The sequence below is a fragment of the Thioclava sp. NS-SX20 genome (genome assembly GCF_057380695.1).
This window is the reverse complement of record NZ_JBXXRY010000003.1, coordinates 112,671-129,272: the sequence shown is the minus strand read 5'-3', so window position 1 is coordinate 129,272 and position 16,602 is coordinate 112,671. Positions and strand designations below refer to the sequence as shown.

Annotated in this window: 15 protein-coding genes; 5 read left to right on the top strand and 10 right to left on the bottom strand. The window is 60.4% G+C overall.

Annotation, left to right across the window (positions count from 1 at the left end; translation table 11 throughout):
* Nucleotides 1-86 precede the first annotated feature (86 nt).
* The 4 genes from AC2ISB_RS16310 (at nucleotide 87) to AC2ISB_RS16295 (ending at nucleotide 3,673) form a co-directional block, all read left to right on the top strand.
* Nucleotides 87-938, top strand: a complete 852-nt coding sequence (locus tag AC2ISB_RS16310; RefSeq protein WP_330647136.1) for an efflux RND transporter periplasmic adaptor subunit — start codon at nucleotides 87-89, stop codon at nucleotides 936-938.
* Nucleotides 938-2,110 (top strand): ABC transporter permease DevC, encoded by a 1,173-nt coding sequence (gene devC, locus AC2ISB_RS16305; RefSeq protein ID WP_330647137.1) that lies wholly within the window; start codon nucleotides 938-940, stop codon nucleotides 2,108-2,110. The genes AC2ISB_RS16310 and devC overlap by 1 nt, the downstream gene beginning before the upstream one ends.
* Complete coding sequence (locus tag AC2ISB_RS16300) at nucleotides 2,107-2,781, top strand: ATP-binding cassette domain-containing protein (protein ID WP_330647138.1); 675 nt, start codon at nucleotides 2,107-2,109, stop codon at nucleotides 2,779-2,781. Before devC ends, AC2ISB_RS16300 begins: the two co-directional genes overlap by 4 nt.
* 196 nt (nucleotides 2,782-2,977) lie before the next feature.
* Nucleotides 2,978-3,673: an autoinducer binding domain-containing protein gene (locus AC2ISB_RS16295; protein WP_330647139.1), complete on the top strand. Its 696-nt coding sequence runs from the start codon at nucleotides 2,978-2,980 to the stop codon at nucleotides 3,671-3,673.
* Nucleotides 3,674-3,745: 72 nt separating this feature from the next.
* Here the strand turns inward: AC2ISB_RS16295 and nrdF are convergent, their stop codons facing one another.
* From nrdF to AC2ISB_RS16250, 9 genes are all read right to left on the bottom strand, one after another.
* Complete coding sequence (gene nrdF / locus AC2ISB_RS16290; RefSeq protein ID WP_330647140.1) at nucleotides 3,746-4,714, bottom strand: class 1b ribonucleoside-diphosphate reductase subunit beta; 969 nt, start codon at nucleotides 4,712-4,714, stop codon at nucleotides 3,746-3,748.
* A gap of 20 nt (nucleotides 4,715-4,734) precedes the next feature.
* Nucleotides 4,735-6,870 carry a class 1b ribonucleoside-diphosphate reductase subunit alpha gene (gene nrdE, locus AC2ISB_RS16285; protein ID WP_486577230.1) on the bottom strand — a complete coding sequence of 712 codons (2,136 nt, stop codon included), beginning with the start codon at nucleotides 6,868-6,870 and terminating at the stop codon, nucleotides 4,735-4,737.
* Complete coding sequence (gene nrdI / locus AC2ISB_RS16280; protein ID WP_330647142.1) at nucleotides 6,846-7,268, bottom strand: class Ib ribonucleoside-diphosphate reductase assembly flavoprotein NrdI; 423 nt, start codon at nucleotides 7,266-7,268, stop codon at nucleotides 6,846-6,848. The genes nrdE and nrdI overlap by 25 nt, the downstream gene beginning before the upstream one ends.
* Nucleotides 7,269-7,277: 9 nt before the next feature.
* The gene (gene nrdH, locus AC2ISB_RS16275) at nucleotides 7,278-7,502 is read right to left on the bottom strand and encodes a glutaredoxin-like protein NrdH (protein ID WP_330647143.1); all 225 of its coding nucleotides are present in this window, start codon (nucleotides 7,500-7,502) and stop codon (nucleotides 7,278-7,280) included.
* Nucleotides 7,503-8,093: 591 nt separating this feature from the next.
* Nucleotides 8,094-8,978, bottom strand: coding sequence for a formyltetrahydrofolate deformylase (gene purU / locus AC2ISB_RS16270; RefSeq protein ID WP_341485722.1), 885 nt, complete (start codon nucleotides 8,976-8,978; stop codon nucleotides 8,094-8,096).
* A 173-nt stretch (nucleotides 8,979-9,151) separates the two neighbouring features.
* Nucleotides 9,152-9,706: a sarcosine oxidase subunit gamma gene (locus tag AC2ISB_RS16265; protein ID WP_486577229.1), complete on the bottom strand. Its 555-nt coding sequence runs from the start codon at nucleotides 9,704-9,706 to the stop codon at nucleotides 9,152-9,154.
* Nucleotides 9,699-12,644 (bottom strand): sarcosine oxidase subunit alpha family protein, encoded by a 2,946-nt coding sequence (locus AC2ISB_RS16260; protein WP_486577228.1) that lies wholly within the window; start codon nucleotides 12,642-12,644, stop codon nucleotides 9,699-9,701. The genes AC2ISB_RS16265 and AC2ISB_RS16260 overlap by 8 nt, the downstream gene beginning before the upstream one ends.
* Entirely contained in the window at nucleotides 12,641-12,910 is a 270-nt protein-coding gene (locus tag AC2ISB_RS16255) for a sarcosine oxidase subunit delta (protein ID WP_486577226.1), read from the bottom strand. Before AC2ISB_RS16255 ends, AC2ISB_RS16260 begins: the two co-directional genes overlap by 4 nt.
* 9 nt (nucleotides 12,911-12,919) lie before the next feature.
* On the bottom strand, nucleotides 12,920-14,170 hold the full coding sequence (locus AC2ISB_RS16250) for a sarcosine oxidase subunit beta family protein (protein WP_486577225.1): 1,251 nt from the start codon (nucleotides 14,168-14,170) through the stop codon (nucleotides 12,920-12,922).
* Nucleotides 14,171-14,280: 110 nt separating this feature from the next.
* Between AC2ISB_RS16250 and AC2ISB_RS16245 the strand changes: the two genes are divergently transcribed.
* The gene (locus AC2ISB_RS16245) at nucleotides 14,281-15,231 is read left to right on the top strand and encodes a GlxA family transcriptional regulator (protein ID WP_486577224.1); all 951 of its coding nucleotides are present in this window, start codon (nucleotides 14,281-14,283) and stop codon (nucleotides 15,229-15,231) included.
* Between the two features lie 30 nt (nucleotides 15,232-15,261).
* On the opposite strand, the gene glnT is transcribed toward AC2ISB_RS16245, so the two are convergent.
* Entirely contained in the window at nucleotides 15,262-16,566 is a 1,305-nt protein-coding gene (gene glnT / locus AC2ISB_RS16240) for a type III glutamate--ammonia ligase (protein ID WP_486577223.1), read from the bottom strand.
* Nucleotides 16,567-16,602: the final 36 nt, after the last annotated feature.

The window sequence follows — 16,602 nt, the reverse complement described above, 5'->3', positions numbered from 1 at the left end:
TTGATCGCGCCAATATCTCTCACGACAATAAAGGCAGAATGTCCATGTCGGGTCTTCCCTCTTTCCACCCTCGCTTGAGGATCTTCATGGCCGTTCTGGCACTGGGCACGGCACAGGCCTGGCCCGCGCTGGCGCAGGACGCGCCAAGCGTGCAAAGCCCCGCCCGCGTGTCGGGCTTTGCACGGCTGCGCCCGCAAGATGGCGTGCGCTATCTGACGGGGCCTGCGGGGGATACCACCTATCGCATCAGCAAGGTGCTGGTGCATGAGGGAGAGATGGTCACGGCCGGTCAGCCGCTTCTGGAACTGGATACCGGCGGGCCTCTTTCGGCCACCGTGGCTTTGGCCGAGGCCGGTGTGACCGAGGCAGAGGTCTCGGTCAATTTCGCCCAGATCGATATCGAACGGAAATCGCGGCTGCGCAAATCCTCGGTCTCGCCGATCTCGCAAAGTGATTACGACACCGCCCTGCAAACGCTGGAACTGGCCAAAGCCCAGCTGGTTACGGCGCAAAAACAGCTTGATTACGACAAGATCCTGCTGGAACAATCGGTGATCCGCGCGCCCACTGACGGAATGATCCTCGACCTGAACAAGCGCATGGGCGAAGGGGTGATTGCCGGAGAGGACCTGATCGAGATGGGCGATGTCGCCCATATGGAGGCACTGGCCGAGATTTTCGAGACCAAGGCCCGCTTTGTCGCAGTCGGGCAGACCGCCAGATTCGAAAGCCCCGCGCTGGCGCATCCCGTCAGTGGCAAGGTGCTTCGGGTCCTGCCGAAAGTGACCGAAACGACGATCTACGCCACCGATGCGCTGGAAAATCTGGAAAAACGGGTGGTGCAGGTGGTTATCGCGCTGGATCGCCCCAAAGATGTCCTGCTGCTGAACGGTTTTCAGGGGACCGTGCTGATTGAGACGCGTGGGGCGGCCCGATAATGCCCGCACGCAACCAAAGATTTTCGCTGGCATGGCGGCTGCTGAGCTTCGAGCCGCGGCGGCTGCTGGCGGCCATTTGCGGCGTGGCGTTCGCTGTGGTGCTGATCCTTGTGCAGATCGGTTTCTACAACGCCATGATCGACAGCGCCACCAAGGTGCATAGCAGCCTTGAGGCCGATCTTGTCATGCTGCCTGCCGATTTCGAATATTTCGGCGCCGAGCACCAGTTCTCCCGCATGCGTCTGCACGAGGCGATGGCGACCGAAGGGGTGCAGGAGGTGGCCCCGCTTTATGTATCGCTGATGAATTTCAAGAATATCGAGAACGGCTATTCGCGGTCGATCATGGCCATCGGCGTAGAGCCGGACAAGCCCGCGATCAACCTACCGGAACTGGTCGCGGCGCAGGACCAGTTTGCCGTCAGCGGCGCGGTGCTGTTTGACCGTAAAAGCCTGCCCGCCTATTTCGGCGACATCACCGGTGCCTTTGCGAAAACCGGCCATGTCGATACACAACTGGCCGACAAGCCGGTGCGGATCACCGGACTTTTCGATATGGGCACCTCGTTTATCGCCTATGGCACCGTCGTTATGGGCAGCCCCACCTTCTTTGCGCTCCGCCCCGATCTGAGCGCGGCGGAACCCAGTCTGGGGCTGATCAAACTGGCCCCCGGATATGATCCGGCAACGGTGCGCGACAGGTTGCAGGCCGATCTGGAGGCCAAGGATATCAAGATCGTGACCCGCGCCGATTTTGTGGCGCTCGAAGCGAATTACTGGAATACCACCGCCGCTATCGGGTTTATCTTCATCACCGGTGCTTTGATGGGCATTCTGGTCGGCTCGGTGATTGTCTACCAGATCCTTTACACCGATGTGACGGACCACCTGCCCGAATATGCCACCCTCAAGGCGATGGGCTATCGCGACAGCTATTTTTCGGCGCTGGTGCTGAAACAGTCGTTGATCCTGTCCTGTCTGGGCTATGTGCCGGGCGTGGCGATTTCGGCGCTGATCTATTATTTCACGGCCCAGAGCACCGGCTATGCGCTGCGACTGACACCGGGCTGGTCGCTTGCGGTGTTCCTGATGACCTCTGGCATGTGCCTGTTCTCGGGCATTCTGGCCCTGAGACGCCTGCGCAAGGCCGATCCGGCGGAGCTTTTCCAATGACACATCCCGTAATCGAATTTTCCGGCCTGTCGCATAGCTATGGCAGCAAGGCATTGCGCCGGCAGGTTCTGTTCGACCTGAGCGGCAGGTTCGATCCCGGCGAAATCGTGATCGTCAAAGGCCCCTCCGGCTCGGGCAAGACCACATTCCTAACCCTGATCGGCGGGCTTCGCGCCACTCAGGAAGGCCAGATCAGCGTTCTGGGCCAGCGTCTGGATGGCACATCGGCGCAGCAGCGACTGCAAATCCGGCGTCATATCGGTTTTATTTTCCAGATGCATAACCTGATCGGGGCGCTCACGGCCACCCAGAACCTTCTGATGGCGTTACGGCTGCATCCCGAAATCCCTGCGCCCGCCAAAGCGGCCCGCGACCTGCTGGAACAGGTCGGCCTGTCCCACGCGCTGGACAAATATCCGCGCGAGATGTCGGGCGGCGAACGCCAGCGGGTGGCCATTGCGCGGGCGCTGGTCACCCGTCCCAAGATCGTGCTGGCCGACGAGCCGACCGCCTCGCTGGATGGCAAGACCGGCAAGATGGTGGTGGAGCTGTTGCGCGATCTGGCGAGCCAGAACGGCTCTGCGGTGCTGATGGTGACCCATGACGCGCGTATCCTCGATACCGGAGACCGCGTGCTTGAAATGGAAGACGGGCGCATCCGCGCGGCGTGATGCCGGACGGGTCGCGTCGTCAAACTGTCATCCTCTTTACGTTATCCTACCTTTGAAGAGTTTCTGTGCGCCGGTTTTGGTGTTACGGTCGCGTCAGCAATTATCGACCCCGCTCAAAAGCGCCGTAATTATTTTATCGGATATGTTCAGAACCGCGTTTGGGTAGCTATTTGACGTCATAGACGAGGATTTAGAGATGCGAGACAGCACAGGCGCGGCAGCCACGAAATTGACGGACACAATCGAGCATAATCTGGCGCATCTCGATTTCGACTATTACGCGATTTGCGCCATCGGGGCACAGGATTTCACGGCGGCAAAATCCCTGCCCACCATGCATGTGACGAATTACCCCGAAGAATGGGCCCGCCATTATGCCAGCCAGCAGCTTTATAGCTATGATCCGGTGCTGCAATTCGGGCGCCTTGTGTCCTATCCGGTTAAATGGTCGGATCTGAAACATGCGTCGGGCTATGGCGACACGCATGGCCATGTCCAACGGCAGGCGCAGGATTTCGGGCTGTATTCCGGCATCTGCATGAGCATCCACAATCTTGATGGGAGCCTGCTTCTGGCCTCGCTGTCCAAAGCCAATCCCTGTGCGTTGAACGACACGTTGATGAACGAGGCCGCGCGCGCCTTACAGTCTCTCAACGGGGTGTCAGCATCGCTGAAGCTGGCCGGAAAAAACGATTACGACCTGACCAAACGCGAGATCGAATGCCTGAGCTGGGCGGCCATCGGCAAAACCTCCAGCGATATTTCCGCGATCCTGCATATCAGCAATAACACGGTGGATTGCCATTTCAAAAGCGCGATGCGCAAGCTTGCGGCCAATAGCCGGACTTTCGCGATCATCAAGGCCATGCGCAGCGGCATTCTGTCGATCTGAGGCGACCGGAAACACAACGCCTCCGCTTCGGACATCCAAAGCGGAGGCGCAGGACATACGGGATGACGGGTCTTAGAAATCCCAGTCTTCGTCTTCGGTGGCCACGGCCTTGCCGATCACATAGCTCGACCCCGAGCCCGAGAAGAAGTCGTGGTTCTCGCTATCGGGCGAAAGTGCGGCCATGATCGCGGGGTTCACCTCGCAGGCTTCCGGCGGGAAGAGCGGCTCATACCCCAGATTCATCAGCGCCTTGTTAGCGTTGTAATGCAGGAAGTGGCGCACATCTTCGGTCAGCCCGATACCGTCATACAGCTCTGCCGTATATTGCGTCTCGACCTCATAAAGGTCGAACATCAGTGCAAAGGCAAAATCCTTGACGGCGGCGCGCTCTTCTTCCGAGACTTTCTCCAAAGCACGCTGGAACTTATAACCGATGTAATAGCCATGCACCGCCTCGTCGCGGATGATCAGGCGGATCATATCGGCGGTATTGGTCAGCTTGGCGCGGCTGGACCACCACATCGGCAGATAGAAACCCGAATAGAACAGGAAGCTTTCCAGAAAGACCGAGGCCACTTTTTTGCGCAGCGGATCTTCGGCCTTATATTCATTCAGGATCAGATTCGCCTTGCGCTGCAGATGCGGATTTTCTTCCGCCCAACGGAAGGCCTCATCCACCTCTGCGGTCATGCACAGCGTCGAGAAGATCGACGAATAGCTGCGCGCATGCACGGCTTCCATGAAGGCAATATTCGACAGAACCGCCTCTTCATGCGGCGTCACCGCATCTGCCATCAGCGTCGGCGCACCAACGGTATTCTGCACCGTGTCGAGCAGCGTCAGGCCGGTGAAAACGCGGATCGTCAGTTGGCGCTCTTCGGCTGTCAGATTGGCCCAAGAGGGCACGTCATTCGACAGCGGCACCTTCTCGGGTAGCCAGAAATTCGAGGTCAGGCGGTTCCAGACCTCAAGGTCCTTATCGTCCTGAAGCCGGTTCCAGTTCACGCCCTTGAGCGGCGCTTTTTTCGTTTGATCAAGCATAACTCTTCCTTTCCCGACAGTTACAAGCTGCAGGAGACACAGCCCTGCACTTCCGTGCCTTCCAGCACGGCCTGACGGAGCCGGATGTAATAGATGGTCTTGATCCCCGATTTCCACGCGCGGATCTGCGCGCGATTGATATCGCGGGTCGTCGCGCTATCGGGGAAGAACAGGGTCAGCGACAGGCCCTGGTCCACGTGCTCGGTTGCCGCCGCATAGGTATCGATCAGCTTTTCGGGGCCGATCTCATAGGCATCCTTGTAGTATTCAAGGTTGTCATTATCCATATAGGGTGCCGGATAGTAGACGCGGCCGATCTTGCCTTCCTTGCGGATCTCGATGCGCGCGGTGATCGGGTGGATCGAGGCGGTCGCATTGTTGATATAGCTGATCGAACCGGTCGGCGGCACGGCCTGCAGGTTACGGTTATAAAGACCATGCGCCATCACATCATCCCGCAGCTGCGCCCAATCGGCGCGGCTGGGCAGAGTGATGCCGAATTTCTCGAAAAGGGCTGTCACCGTCTCGGTCTCGGGCAGCCAGTCGCGGGTGACATATTTCTCGAAGAATGACCCATCGGCATAGGCCGATTTTTCAAAGCCCACAAAGCTTTCGCCCTTCTCGCGGGCAATCAGATTCGAGGCCCGCAGCGCGTGATAGGCCACAGCCGCGAAATAGGCGGAGGTGAAATCGATCCCCTCTTCCGAGCCGTAATGGATACGCTCACGCGCCAAGAACCCGTGCAGGTTCATCTGGCCCAGACCAATCGCATGGCTCTGGTCATTGCCCTTACGGATCGAGGGCACAGCGTCAATCGCCGACATTTCCGACACGGCGGTCAGCGCGCGGATCGCGGCCTCGACGGTCGCGCCAAGGTCACCACCATCCATCGCGCGGGCGATGTTCAGCGAACCGAGGTTGCACGAGATATCCGTGCCCATATGCGCGTAGCTGAGGTCTTCATTGAAGGTCGAGGGCTCGGCCACCTGCAGGATTTCCGAGCAGAGGTTCGACATGGTGATGCGCCCGTCGATCGGGTTGGCGCGGTTCACCGTGTCTTCGAACATCAGATAGGGGTAGCCGCTTTCGAACTGGATTTCGGCCAGAATCTCGAAGAAGCGACGCGCGCGCATCTTGGTCTTGCGGATACGGGCATCAGCGACCAGTTCTTCGTATTTCTCGGTGACCGAGATTTCCGAGAAGGCACAGCCATAGACTTTCTGGATGTCATGCGGCGAAAAGAGATACATCTCGGCATCGCGTTTCGCCAGCTCGAAGGTGATATCGGGGATCACCACGCCCAGCGACAGCGTCTTGATGCGGATCTTCTCGTCGGCATTCTCGCGCTTGGTGTCGAGGAATTTCAGGATATCGGGGTGGTGGGCGTTCAGATAGACCGCCCCTGCCCCCTGACGCGCACCCAGCTGGTTGGCGTAGGAGAAGCTGTCTTCGAGCAGTTTCATCACCGGAATGACGCCCGAGGACTGGTTCTCGATGCCTTTGATCGGCGCACCGGCTTCGCGCAGGTTGGTCAGCATCAAGGCCACACCGCCACCGCGCTTCGACAGCTGCAGCGCCGAGTTGATCGAGCGGCCGATGGATTCCATATTGTCTTCGAGACGCAGCAGGAAGCAGGACACCAGCTCGCCGCGGCTTTTCTTGCCCGCGTTGAGGAAGGTGGGTGTCGCCGGTTGGAAACGGCCTGCCAGCATCTCTTCGGTCAGCGACAGCGCCATCTTGCGGTCACCCCGCGCCAGCGACAGAGCCACCATCACCACGCGGTCTTCATAGCGTTCGAGGTAACGCTGACCGTCACGGGTCTTCAACGTATAGGCAGTGTAATATTTGAACGCGCCAAGGAAGGTCGGGAAGCGGAACTTCTTCTTGTAAGCGGCATCCCAGATCTGACGGCAGAAGTCGCGATCATAAAGCTCCAACACAGCAGCGTCGTAATAGCCCTCGTCCACGAGGTAATCGAGCTTCTCATCCAGCGAGTGGAAGAACACGGTGTTCTGGTTCACATGGTTGAGGAAATAGGCGCGCGCGGCCTGCTTGTCGGCCTCGAAACGGATCTTTCCATCCGCATCATACAGGTTCAACAGCGCGTTCAGCGCGTGATGGTCGAGCCCTTTTACGGCGTCTGCTTTGTCAAGCATTGTGCTCTCCAGAATTTCTCGAGCCCGTCTCTGACACGGGCAATATCTAGGTCGGTGCCACTCAGCTCGAATCTATAGAGCAGAGGAATCTTGCATTTTTCGGCAATCACTTTGCCCGCATAGCCATAGTAGATCCCGAAATTGGTGTTTCCGGTGCCGATCACCCCTTTGATATTCTTGCGTATCTCGGGGTTGTTCAAAGCATGGATCACGGGTTTCGGAACCGCCCCCCGACCCTCGCCATCGCTATAAGACGGGCATATTAGCACAAAAGGCAGCTCGGCCAAACTGGCCGAGCGATCTTCTGTACCACCAATGCGGATAGCGGGCAGTCCAAGTCGGGTGATGAAGCGATGCGTGTTTCCGGTGGCCGAGGAAAAATAGGCCAGCCCGGTCATCGGATCGGGTCAGGCGCCAAGGCTTGCGATGCGGTCCGGACGGAAGCCTGCCCAGTGGTCGGCACCCGCCACAACAACAGGTGCCTGACGGTAGCCAAGGCCGGTCACTTTTTCCATCGCTTCGGCATCCAGCGTCAGATCGATGACATCATGCTCGATCCCACGGGCATTGAGCGCGCGGATGGTCGCAGTGCATTGAACGCAAGCGGGCTTGCTGTAGACGGTAATAGACATAGGCTCTCGACCCCGAAGCAAAGGGGCGGACATTCGGGAAGGTGGATCGCATTTCTGCCAAACTCCCCCCGGACGCACCGCCCGTGGACATTATCGCATTCAGGCTGGCCGCTGACAGGCCAGAGACGGCCTGCCCACCTGTCCGCTCCGGCATTGCAACAGGATAGCCTGCCACAGCGGAGATTTCGGACGGGCCGGAACTGTAGCGGCCCTTTGCGTGAGGCTGATATGGTATCCAACCCCACCTGATGCGCTATATATAGTAGCCACTTTGCGCTCAAAGTCCAGTGCCTTTTTCATCCGGCCCTCTGCAGGCCGAACGGGGTATATCACCTTGGCCCTGCATCTGAATCGCGGGACTTTCGAGTTACAAAGAACCCCGCCCAAAGCAAAGCGCAAAAAAATAATTCTGGGGCTAGACGGGGTTTTCCGACAGCGCACACCGAATCGACGCTCCGGATTCGTTCACGGGAGGTTCAATCTCGGGCTGAAAACCGGAGACGGCCTCGCTCTGCAAAACATAAAAGGGCCGCCCCGAAGGACGACCCGAACCGGCATGCGGCCACTATATCTTGCGGAAAGACGCGCGCCTTAGCCCATACGCTCCGACGAGAACGATCCCGGAGAGGCAGGAAAGACCACCGTTTTCGACCCGTTGATGAAGACGCGGCGATGGGCATGGGCATGGATCGCCCGCGCCAGCACCTGACTTTCCACATCGCGCCCCAGCGAGACGTAATCCTCGGGCGATTGCGCATGGGTCACCCGCACGGTGTCCTGCTCGATGATCGGGCCCTCGTCCAGATCGGCGGTCACATAATGCGAGGTCGCCCCGATCAGCTTCACCCCGCGGGCAAAGGCCTGCTTATAGGGGTTCGCGCCTTTGAAGGACGGCAGGAAGGAATGGTGGATATTGATGATCCGCCCCGACATCTTCTGGCACATCTCGTCCGAGAGGATCTGCATATAGCGTGCCAGCACGATCAGCTCGGCACCTGCCTCCTCGACCACCTGCATGATGCGGGCTTCGGCCTCGGGTTTGTTTTCCTTGGTCACCTTGATGCAGTGGAAGGGGATATCCTGATTCACCACGACCTTCTGGTAATCCATATGGTTCGAGATCACCGCCACGATCTCCACCGGCAGCGCGCCGATGCGCGCACGGTACAGAAGGTCATTCAGGCAATGCCCGAAGCGCGACACCATGATGACGACTTTCATCTTGGTGGCCTCGTCGTGGAAGGCGAAATTCATACCGAAACTTTTCGCAGTCTCGGCAAACTCGCTGCGCAGGCTTTCACCATCATTCCCCGTTTCCGAGGTAAAGCTGACCCGCATGAAGAAATTCCCCGTCTCGAGATCGTCGAACTGGGCGCTATCGGTGATGTTGCAGCCTTTATCGGCCAGAAAACCCGAGATGGCCGCGACGATGCCGCGCTGGGTAGGACAGGTTACAGTCAGGCAATATTTGGTCATGTGAGTATCCGAAAGTCTTTCGCCAGAGAGGTATAGCCCCATCGGAGGCATGAAGAGAAGAGGAACCGGTCAAAGACCGCCCCGATTGCACGTGATATTCCCGGACGCCCCGCCCGCAGGCAGGCCGCCAGCCGCAAGGCCTGATCTCGGGCCCCGCCGCATCAGGCCCCGCATCAAGACAGCCGCGAAGCCACCTCGTAAAGGGCATGCCAGAGGCTGCCAGCATAAGAGCGCATGCCCCAGATCCGGCAGTGGTCGTCTGCAAGCCGCAGCAGGAAGACCGACATATGATGCAGGCCGGTGCGGGTGGCCTGCCCTGTGGCCTTGGCGCTATCGGGCAGGTTGACCAAACGTTCCAACAGGCGGTCCATCTCGGGGCCTGCGATGTCGAAGGCCACCCAGCCATCGGTCTGTTCGGTGACCGAGGCCGCAGGCACTTGGGCTTTGACCCATGCCGCAAAGTCTTCCTCGGCGCGGGCCTCACCCTCGATCAGCCATTGCTCCGGTCCCGCCCAGAAGGCAGTCAACCCCGCGCCTTGGGTCAAGGCCCCCGGTGCAGGCAGTGGCAGCCCCGCCACTTCGGTCAGGCTTTGCCCGTGGCGCGCCGCCACAGAGGCCAGCGCGATATCGGGGCGTTCGGTCAGGGTCATCGACCCGAGGGTTTCGGTTTTCGGACGGGTGCCGCCAAGGGCGGTCTGTGCAATCAGATCAGTCACGGGCTTAGTCACGGAGACGCTCCCCTTCGGGGTCAACAAAATGGGCAGGCACAATCCGGCAGTCACAGCCCGAATTTTCCAGCGGGTTATAGGCGACGATCACCTCACCGATCCGCTTGTCGCCCTGTTCGACAAAACCAAGCGCGATATGGCTTTTGACATGAGGCGAATAGCAGGCCGAGGTCACCCAGCCCTGATCGCTCTGCATCGTGCGCTGATCGCCACGGGTGAACAGATGCGAGCCCGCAAAGATCCGCTCTTCGGCATTAAGCGGTTGCAGCCCCACCAGACGGCGCTTGTCAGCGGCCAGACCCTCGCGGCGCGACATGATCGCCCCGATGGAATCTTTCTTGGCCGAGACCATCTTGCCCAGACCCAGCATCTGCGCGGTGGTCTGCCCGTTCAACTCGGCGCCCGCAGCATGGCCTTTCTCGATCCGCAGCACGGCCAAGGTTTCCGTGCCATAGGGGGTGACACCCAGATCCTGACCCTGCTCCATCAGCCGTTCCATCAGCGCATTGCCGTAACGTGCCGGCACCGCGATCTCATAGGCCAGTTCGCCCGAGAAAGAGATGCGGAACAGACGCGCCCGCAGCCCGCCACAGAGGGTGATCTCGGCACAGCCCATGAAAGGGAAGGCCTCATTCGACAGATCCACCCCATCCATCACACGCGACAGAAGCGCGCGCGAATTCGGCCCCGCCACGGCAATCTGCGCCCAAGCGTCGGTGGTCGAGATCAGCTGCACATCCAGCTCCGGCCAGAGGCATTGCCGCGCGAATTCCATATTGCGATAGCATAGCCCCGCATTGGCGGTGGTGGTGGTGACCACATAATGGTCCTCGGCCAGACGCGCGCAGGTGCCATCATCATAGATATGGCCATCCTCGCGCAGCATCAGCCCGTAGCGGACTTTGCCAACCTTCAGGCTGCCCATCATATTGGCGTAAATCCGGTTGAGGAATTCGCCCGCATCCGCACCCTGCACATCGACCTTGCCCAGCGTGGTCACATCGCAAAGCCCCACGCCCGAGCGCACGGCCAAGGCCTCGCGGTCCACGGTTTCGCGCCAGTCTTCCTCATTCCCTTGCGGGAAATACTGCGCCCGCATCCATTGGCCGACCTCGACAAAGACCGCCCCGCGCGCCTTCGCCCAGTCATGGGTCGGGGTCAGGCGGGTCGGGCGGAAGTCCTTACCCGTATCGCCGCCACCCAGCACGCCCAAAGACACGCCGGTATAGGGCGGGCGGAAGATGGTGGTGCCGGTTTCGGGGATGGATTTGCCGGTGAGCTCGGCCATAACAGCCAGCGCCGAGACATTGGCCGTCTTGCCCTGATCGGTGGCCATGCCCAAAGTGGTCCAGCGTTTAAGATGCTCGACCGGACGCATGTTTTCCTTATGCGCCAGCGCGATATCCTTCACCGTCACATCGTTCTGGAAATCGACCCAAGCGCGCCCTTTGCCGGCCACATGCCAGAAGGCCGTGGGGGTAACAGGGCTATCCTCGGCCTTGGGCAGATCGGGTGCCATGGCCGTTATCCCCAGATCCGCCAGCGCCGCAACAGCCGCCTTCGCGCCCGAGGCCAGCGCTTGCGCGGTCGTGCCCTCGCCATTGCAGGCGCCTGCGGGGATCAGCCCCTGTGGTCCACCCTCGCCCGGCACAAAGGCCAGCAGATCCTCGCGCCAGACCGGACGCCCACGATGATGCGAGGCCAGATGCACATTGGGGTTCCACCCGCCCGCGACACCCAAAGCGCCACAGTCGATCCACTGGCTAGCGCCGCCGCTGGTGATCTGCACCTTGCTCACGCCTAGACGGCCCTTGCTGTCCGAGACCACCGAGCCAGCATAGACACGGTAATCGCCCAGCGACTTCGCATCAGCCCTCGTGTCGATCACGCCCGCAATCTGCGCGCCCTTGGCAATCAGATCCAGCGCGGTGCGGTGACCATCGTCGCTATTGGTGAAAATGGCGATCCGGTCCTCCGGCTGCCGCACAGGCGCCACCGCCCAGCGGTTGGCATAGGCACGCATGGCACCCGCCAGCATGATGCCCGGACGGTCGTTATTGGCAAAGGGGATATGACGCTCGGTCGCACCCGCCGCCAGAACCGCCCGCCGCGCGGTGACCCGCCAGAGCGTCTGGCGCACCTTCCCGCCTGCATCGGACAGGTGATCCGAGACCCTCTCGACCGCGCCATAGACGCCATGGTCATAGGTGCCGAAAACCGTCATCCGCGTCATAACACGAACATTGGGCATCGCGCGAAGTTCTGCCTCGGTCGCGCGCAGCCAGTCGGTCGCGGGCGCGTCATCCAGCGCATGGCTTTCGGCCAGAAGACGCCCGCCCAAGGCGAAATCTTCATCCGCCAGAATGACCTTGGCCCCCGCACGGCCAGCAGTCAGCGCCGCCATCAGCCCCGCCGCGCCGCCGCCGATCACCAGCAGGTCGCAATGCAGATATCCGCGATCATAGGCATCCGGGTCAGGCAGACCCGACAGCGCCCCTAGCCCTGCCGCCTTGCGGATCATCGGCTCATAGAGCTTTTCCCAGAAGGCGCGCGGCCACATGAAGGTCTTGTAGTAGAAACCCGCCGCAAAGAAGGGCGACAGCAGGTCATTCACCGCCAGCCAGTCATGTTCCAGCGAGCCCGCATAATTCTGCGATTTGGCCTCGAGCCCGTCATACAGCTCGGCCACGGTGGCGCGGGTGTTCGGTTCGGCCTGCGCGCCCGTGCGCAGGGTCACCAGCGCGTTTGGCTCTTCAGAACCGGCGGCTACCACGCCGCGCGGGCGGTGGTATTTGAACGACCGCCCCATAAGCTGCACGCCATTGGCCAAAAGCGCAGAAGCCAGAGTATCGCCCTGAAAGCCCGAGTAATCGGCCCCGTCAAAGCGGAAATTCAAAGGCGCATTGCGATCTACCAGACCGCCAGACAAACGGCTCATTTCGCGCCCTCCGGTTTCATCGCAAGCTCGGCGCCCAGAATTTCGTGGGTCAGCGTGTTACGGGTGACAATCAGCCACGAGCGGTCGCCCTGCTCGTGATACCAAAGCTCGCGGTGCACGCCCGCCGGATTGTCGCGCAGAAAGACGTAATCGGCGAAGGCGGCCTCGCCCGCCTCAGGCGCGGGACGGTTCATCAGGCTGGCATCGCCCAGATAGGTAAACTCCTGCGCATCCCGCAGGCCAAGAAGAGGATGGGGTATCAGCATGATCGTGCCTCAGTGCAGGTTCGGTTGGGCACCAACGCCCTTTTCATCAATGACATAGCCGCGCGCAAAACGGTCAAGCCGCATCTGCGCGGTGACCTCATGCGACCGCCCTGTGGCCAGAAGATGCGCAAAGCAGAAGCCCGAGGCAGGCGTCGCCTTGAAGCCGCCATAGCACCAGCCCGCATTCAGATAGAGGCCCGAGACAGGCGTCTCGTCGATGATGGGCGAGCCATCCATCGACATATCCATGATGCCGCCCCAGCTACGCAACAGCCGCGCCCGACCGATCATCGGCATCAGGGCCATACCGCCCTCCAGCACGTCTTCCACCACCGGAAGATTGCCGCGCTGCGCATAGGAATTATAGCCGTCGATATCGCCGCCAAAGACAAGACCGCCCTTATCGGACTGGCTGATATAGAAATGCCCCGCCCCAAAGGTGATCACATTATCGATCAGCGGTTTCAGCCCCTCGGACACAAAGGCCTGCAGCACATGGCTTTCGATGGGCAGGCGCATCCCCGCCTTCTCCATCACGCGACCGGTCGAGCCTGCGACCGCAACCCCCACCTTCTTCGCGCCGATGAAGCCACGGGTCGTCTCCACCCCTTCAACCTGACCATTGGTGATGCGGAAACCGGTGACCTCGCAGTTCTGGATGATGTCCACACCGCGCTGATCGGCGCCACGCGCATAGCCCCAGACCACGCCATCATGCCGCGCCGTACCTGCACGCGGCTGGATCAAAGCGCCCTTGATCGGGAAACGCGCATTGTCGAAATTCAGATAGGGCAGCCTCTCGCGCAGGTCGGCGGCATCCACCAGTTTCGCACCCGCCCCCGAGATCATCATCGCATTGCCGCGCCGACGGTAGGCATCGCGCTGGCCGTCGCTATGGAACAGGTTGAAGATCCCGCGCTGGCTGACCATCGAGTTGAAGTTGGTTTCCTGTTCAAGGTTTTCCCAAAGCTTCATCGAAAGCTCGTAGAACGGCTGGTTCCCCGGCAGCAGGTAATTCGAGCGGATGATCGTGGTGTTCCGCCCGATATTGCCCGACCCGAGCCAGCCCTTTTCCAGCACCGCCACCTTCAGATGGCCGAAATTCTTCGCCAGATAGAAGGCCGTCGACAGGCCATGGCCGCCGCCACCGACGATGATGATATCATAGCTGGGTTTGGGGTCGGGATTGCGCCACAAAGGCCCCCATCCCTTATGTCCGGTCAGCGCTTCTTTCAGCACCTTGAACCCTGAAAACTTCATGACCTGCGCTCCTTTGTCCCAGACAGGCTAGGCGAGGCAAGATGAATAAACTTCTTTATAAGTGACATTTTTTATCCTAAAAATGCCGTTAGGATTAATCGAGTAAGCCTATGCAAAATATCGCCTTTCTTCTACTGGATGGCCATGCGCTGATGTCGACGGCCTCGGCGCTTGAACCTTTGCGCGCGGCCAATCAGTTTCGGGCGGGAACCTACCGGATTACGATTCTCTCGGGGTCGGATCGGGCGGTGTCTTCCATCGGGTCCGAATTTCCGGCCCTGCCCTTCCGCGCGACCCCGCCTGATTTCGATCTGGTCTTCGTGGTGGCGGGCGGAGACCCTGCGCGGGTGAATGATCCGGCGCTGATGGCTTGGCTGCGCGAGGCCGACCGGCGGGGCGTTGCCTTGGGGGGGATCTCGGGCGGGGCGATGATCCTTGCGCGGGCAGGTCTGCTGGAGGGGCGGCGCTTCACGCTGCACTGGCATCACTATGACGATATTGCCGCACTGCCGGGCGAGTGGCTGCTGGAGCGGCGGCTGTTTGTGATCGACCGCAACCGCTATACCTGCGCGGGCGGCATCGCGCCGCTGGATATGATGCATGCGCTGATTGCGCGCGAACATGGTACGGGCTTTGCGCAGCGCATTTCCGACTGGTTCATCCAGACCGAGATCCGCGGTGCCGATGCGCCCCAGATGGCCTCGATCGAGGCGCGTTACGGGGTGCTGCCCAAGGTGGTGGCCGCGACGCTGGAGCTGATGGAAAGCCATATTGCCGACCCGCTGGACCAAAGCCAGCTTGCGGGGCTTGCGGGGCTGTCGCTGCGCCAGTTGCAACGGCAGTTCCGGCAAGAGATGGGCGCGCCGGTGATGGAGGTTTACCGCCGCATCCGTCTGGAAAAAGCCCGTGAGCTAATTGCTGGCACGCGGCTGCCGCTATCAGAGATCGCGCATCTGACGGGCTTTGCCAGCCAGTCGCATTTTGCCGACCGTTTCCGCGAGGCCTATGGCCACGCCCCGCGCGTTTTGCGCGACAAAAAAAGCCCGACGTCACCGAAGTGAACGCCGGGCATCAGGAGGGGTAAATCAAGCTCAGATATCGAGCGTATTATCTTTCTCCCATTGGGAGAAATGCGACACGAAGGCGGTCCATTCCTGCATCTTCATCTTGATGTAGGAGGCCGAGAATTCGGCACCCAAAGCAGCTTTCAGCCCCTCATCCGCGTCAAAATTGCGCAGCGCGTCCAGCAGGTTCAGCGGCAGACGCGGCGCGTCCTTGATCTTGAACCCTTCGGCATACATGTCGATATCGTGACGCGGCCCCGGATCGGCTTTGGATTTGATCCCCGACAGACCCGCCGCGATGATCACCGCCTGCAGGAGATAGGGGTTCACCGCCCCATCGGGCAGGCGCAGCTCGAACCGGCCCGGACCGGGGACGCGGACCATATGGGTGCGGTTATTGCCGGTCCATGTCACCGTGTTCGGCGCCCATGTCGCGCCCGAGGTCGTGCGCGGCGCGTTGATCCGCTTGTAGCTGTTGACCGTGGGGTTGGTGATCGCGGCCAGCGCTTCGGCGTGCTTCATGATACCGCCCAAGAAGGTGCGGCCCTGATCCGAGAGGCCCAGCTCTTTGGACTTATCGGCAAAGGCATTGACCTTACCGTCCAGATCCCAGACCGAGATATGTGCGTGGCAGCCATTGCCCGTCAGCCCCTCGATGGGTTTGGGCATAAAGGTGGCGCGCATCCCGTGCTTCTCGGCCACGGATTTCACCATGAACTTGAAGAAGCTGTGGCGGTCGGCGGTGACCATCGCATCGTCAAAACCCCAGTTCATCTCGAACTGGCCATTGGCATCCTCGTGGTCGTTCTGATAGGCGCCCCAGCCAAGCTCCAGCATGTAATCGCTGATTTCGGCAATGATGTCATAGCGGCGCATCACGGCCTGCTGGTCATAGCAGGGCTTGGCCGCCGTGTCATAGGGGTCGGAGATCTGGTCGCCCTCGGGGGTAAGTAGAAAGAATTCGGCCTCGATACCGGTCTTCACGCGAAGCCCTGCGGCTGCGGCCTCATCCACCAGCTTCTGCAGCACATTGCGCGGCGCCTGATCGACGGGCTCGCCTTCCATCACGCAATTTGCGGGCACCCAAGCCACCTCGGGTTTCCACGGCAGCTGGATCGCCGCCGACGCATCCGGCACCGCCAGCATATCGGGATGCGCAGGCGTTAGGTCGAGCCAAGTGGCAAAACCGGCAAAGCCCGCGCCGTCTTCTTCCATATCGGTGATCGCCTGAGCGGGCACCAGCTTTGCGCGCTGGCCCCCGAAGAGATCCGTGTAGGAGATCATGAAATATTTGACGCCCTTCTCGCGGGCAAACTCGGCAAGACCTGCCATCTGAACACCTCTTTATCCCTGTTGAGAATGGCGGGG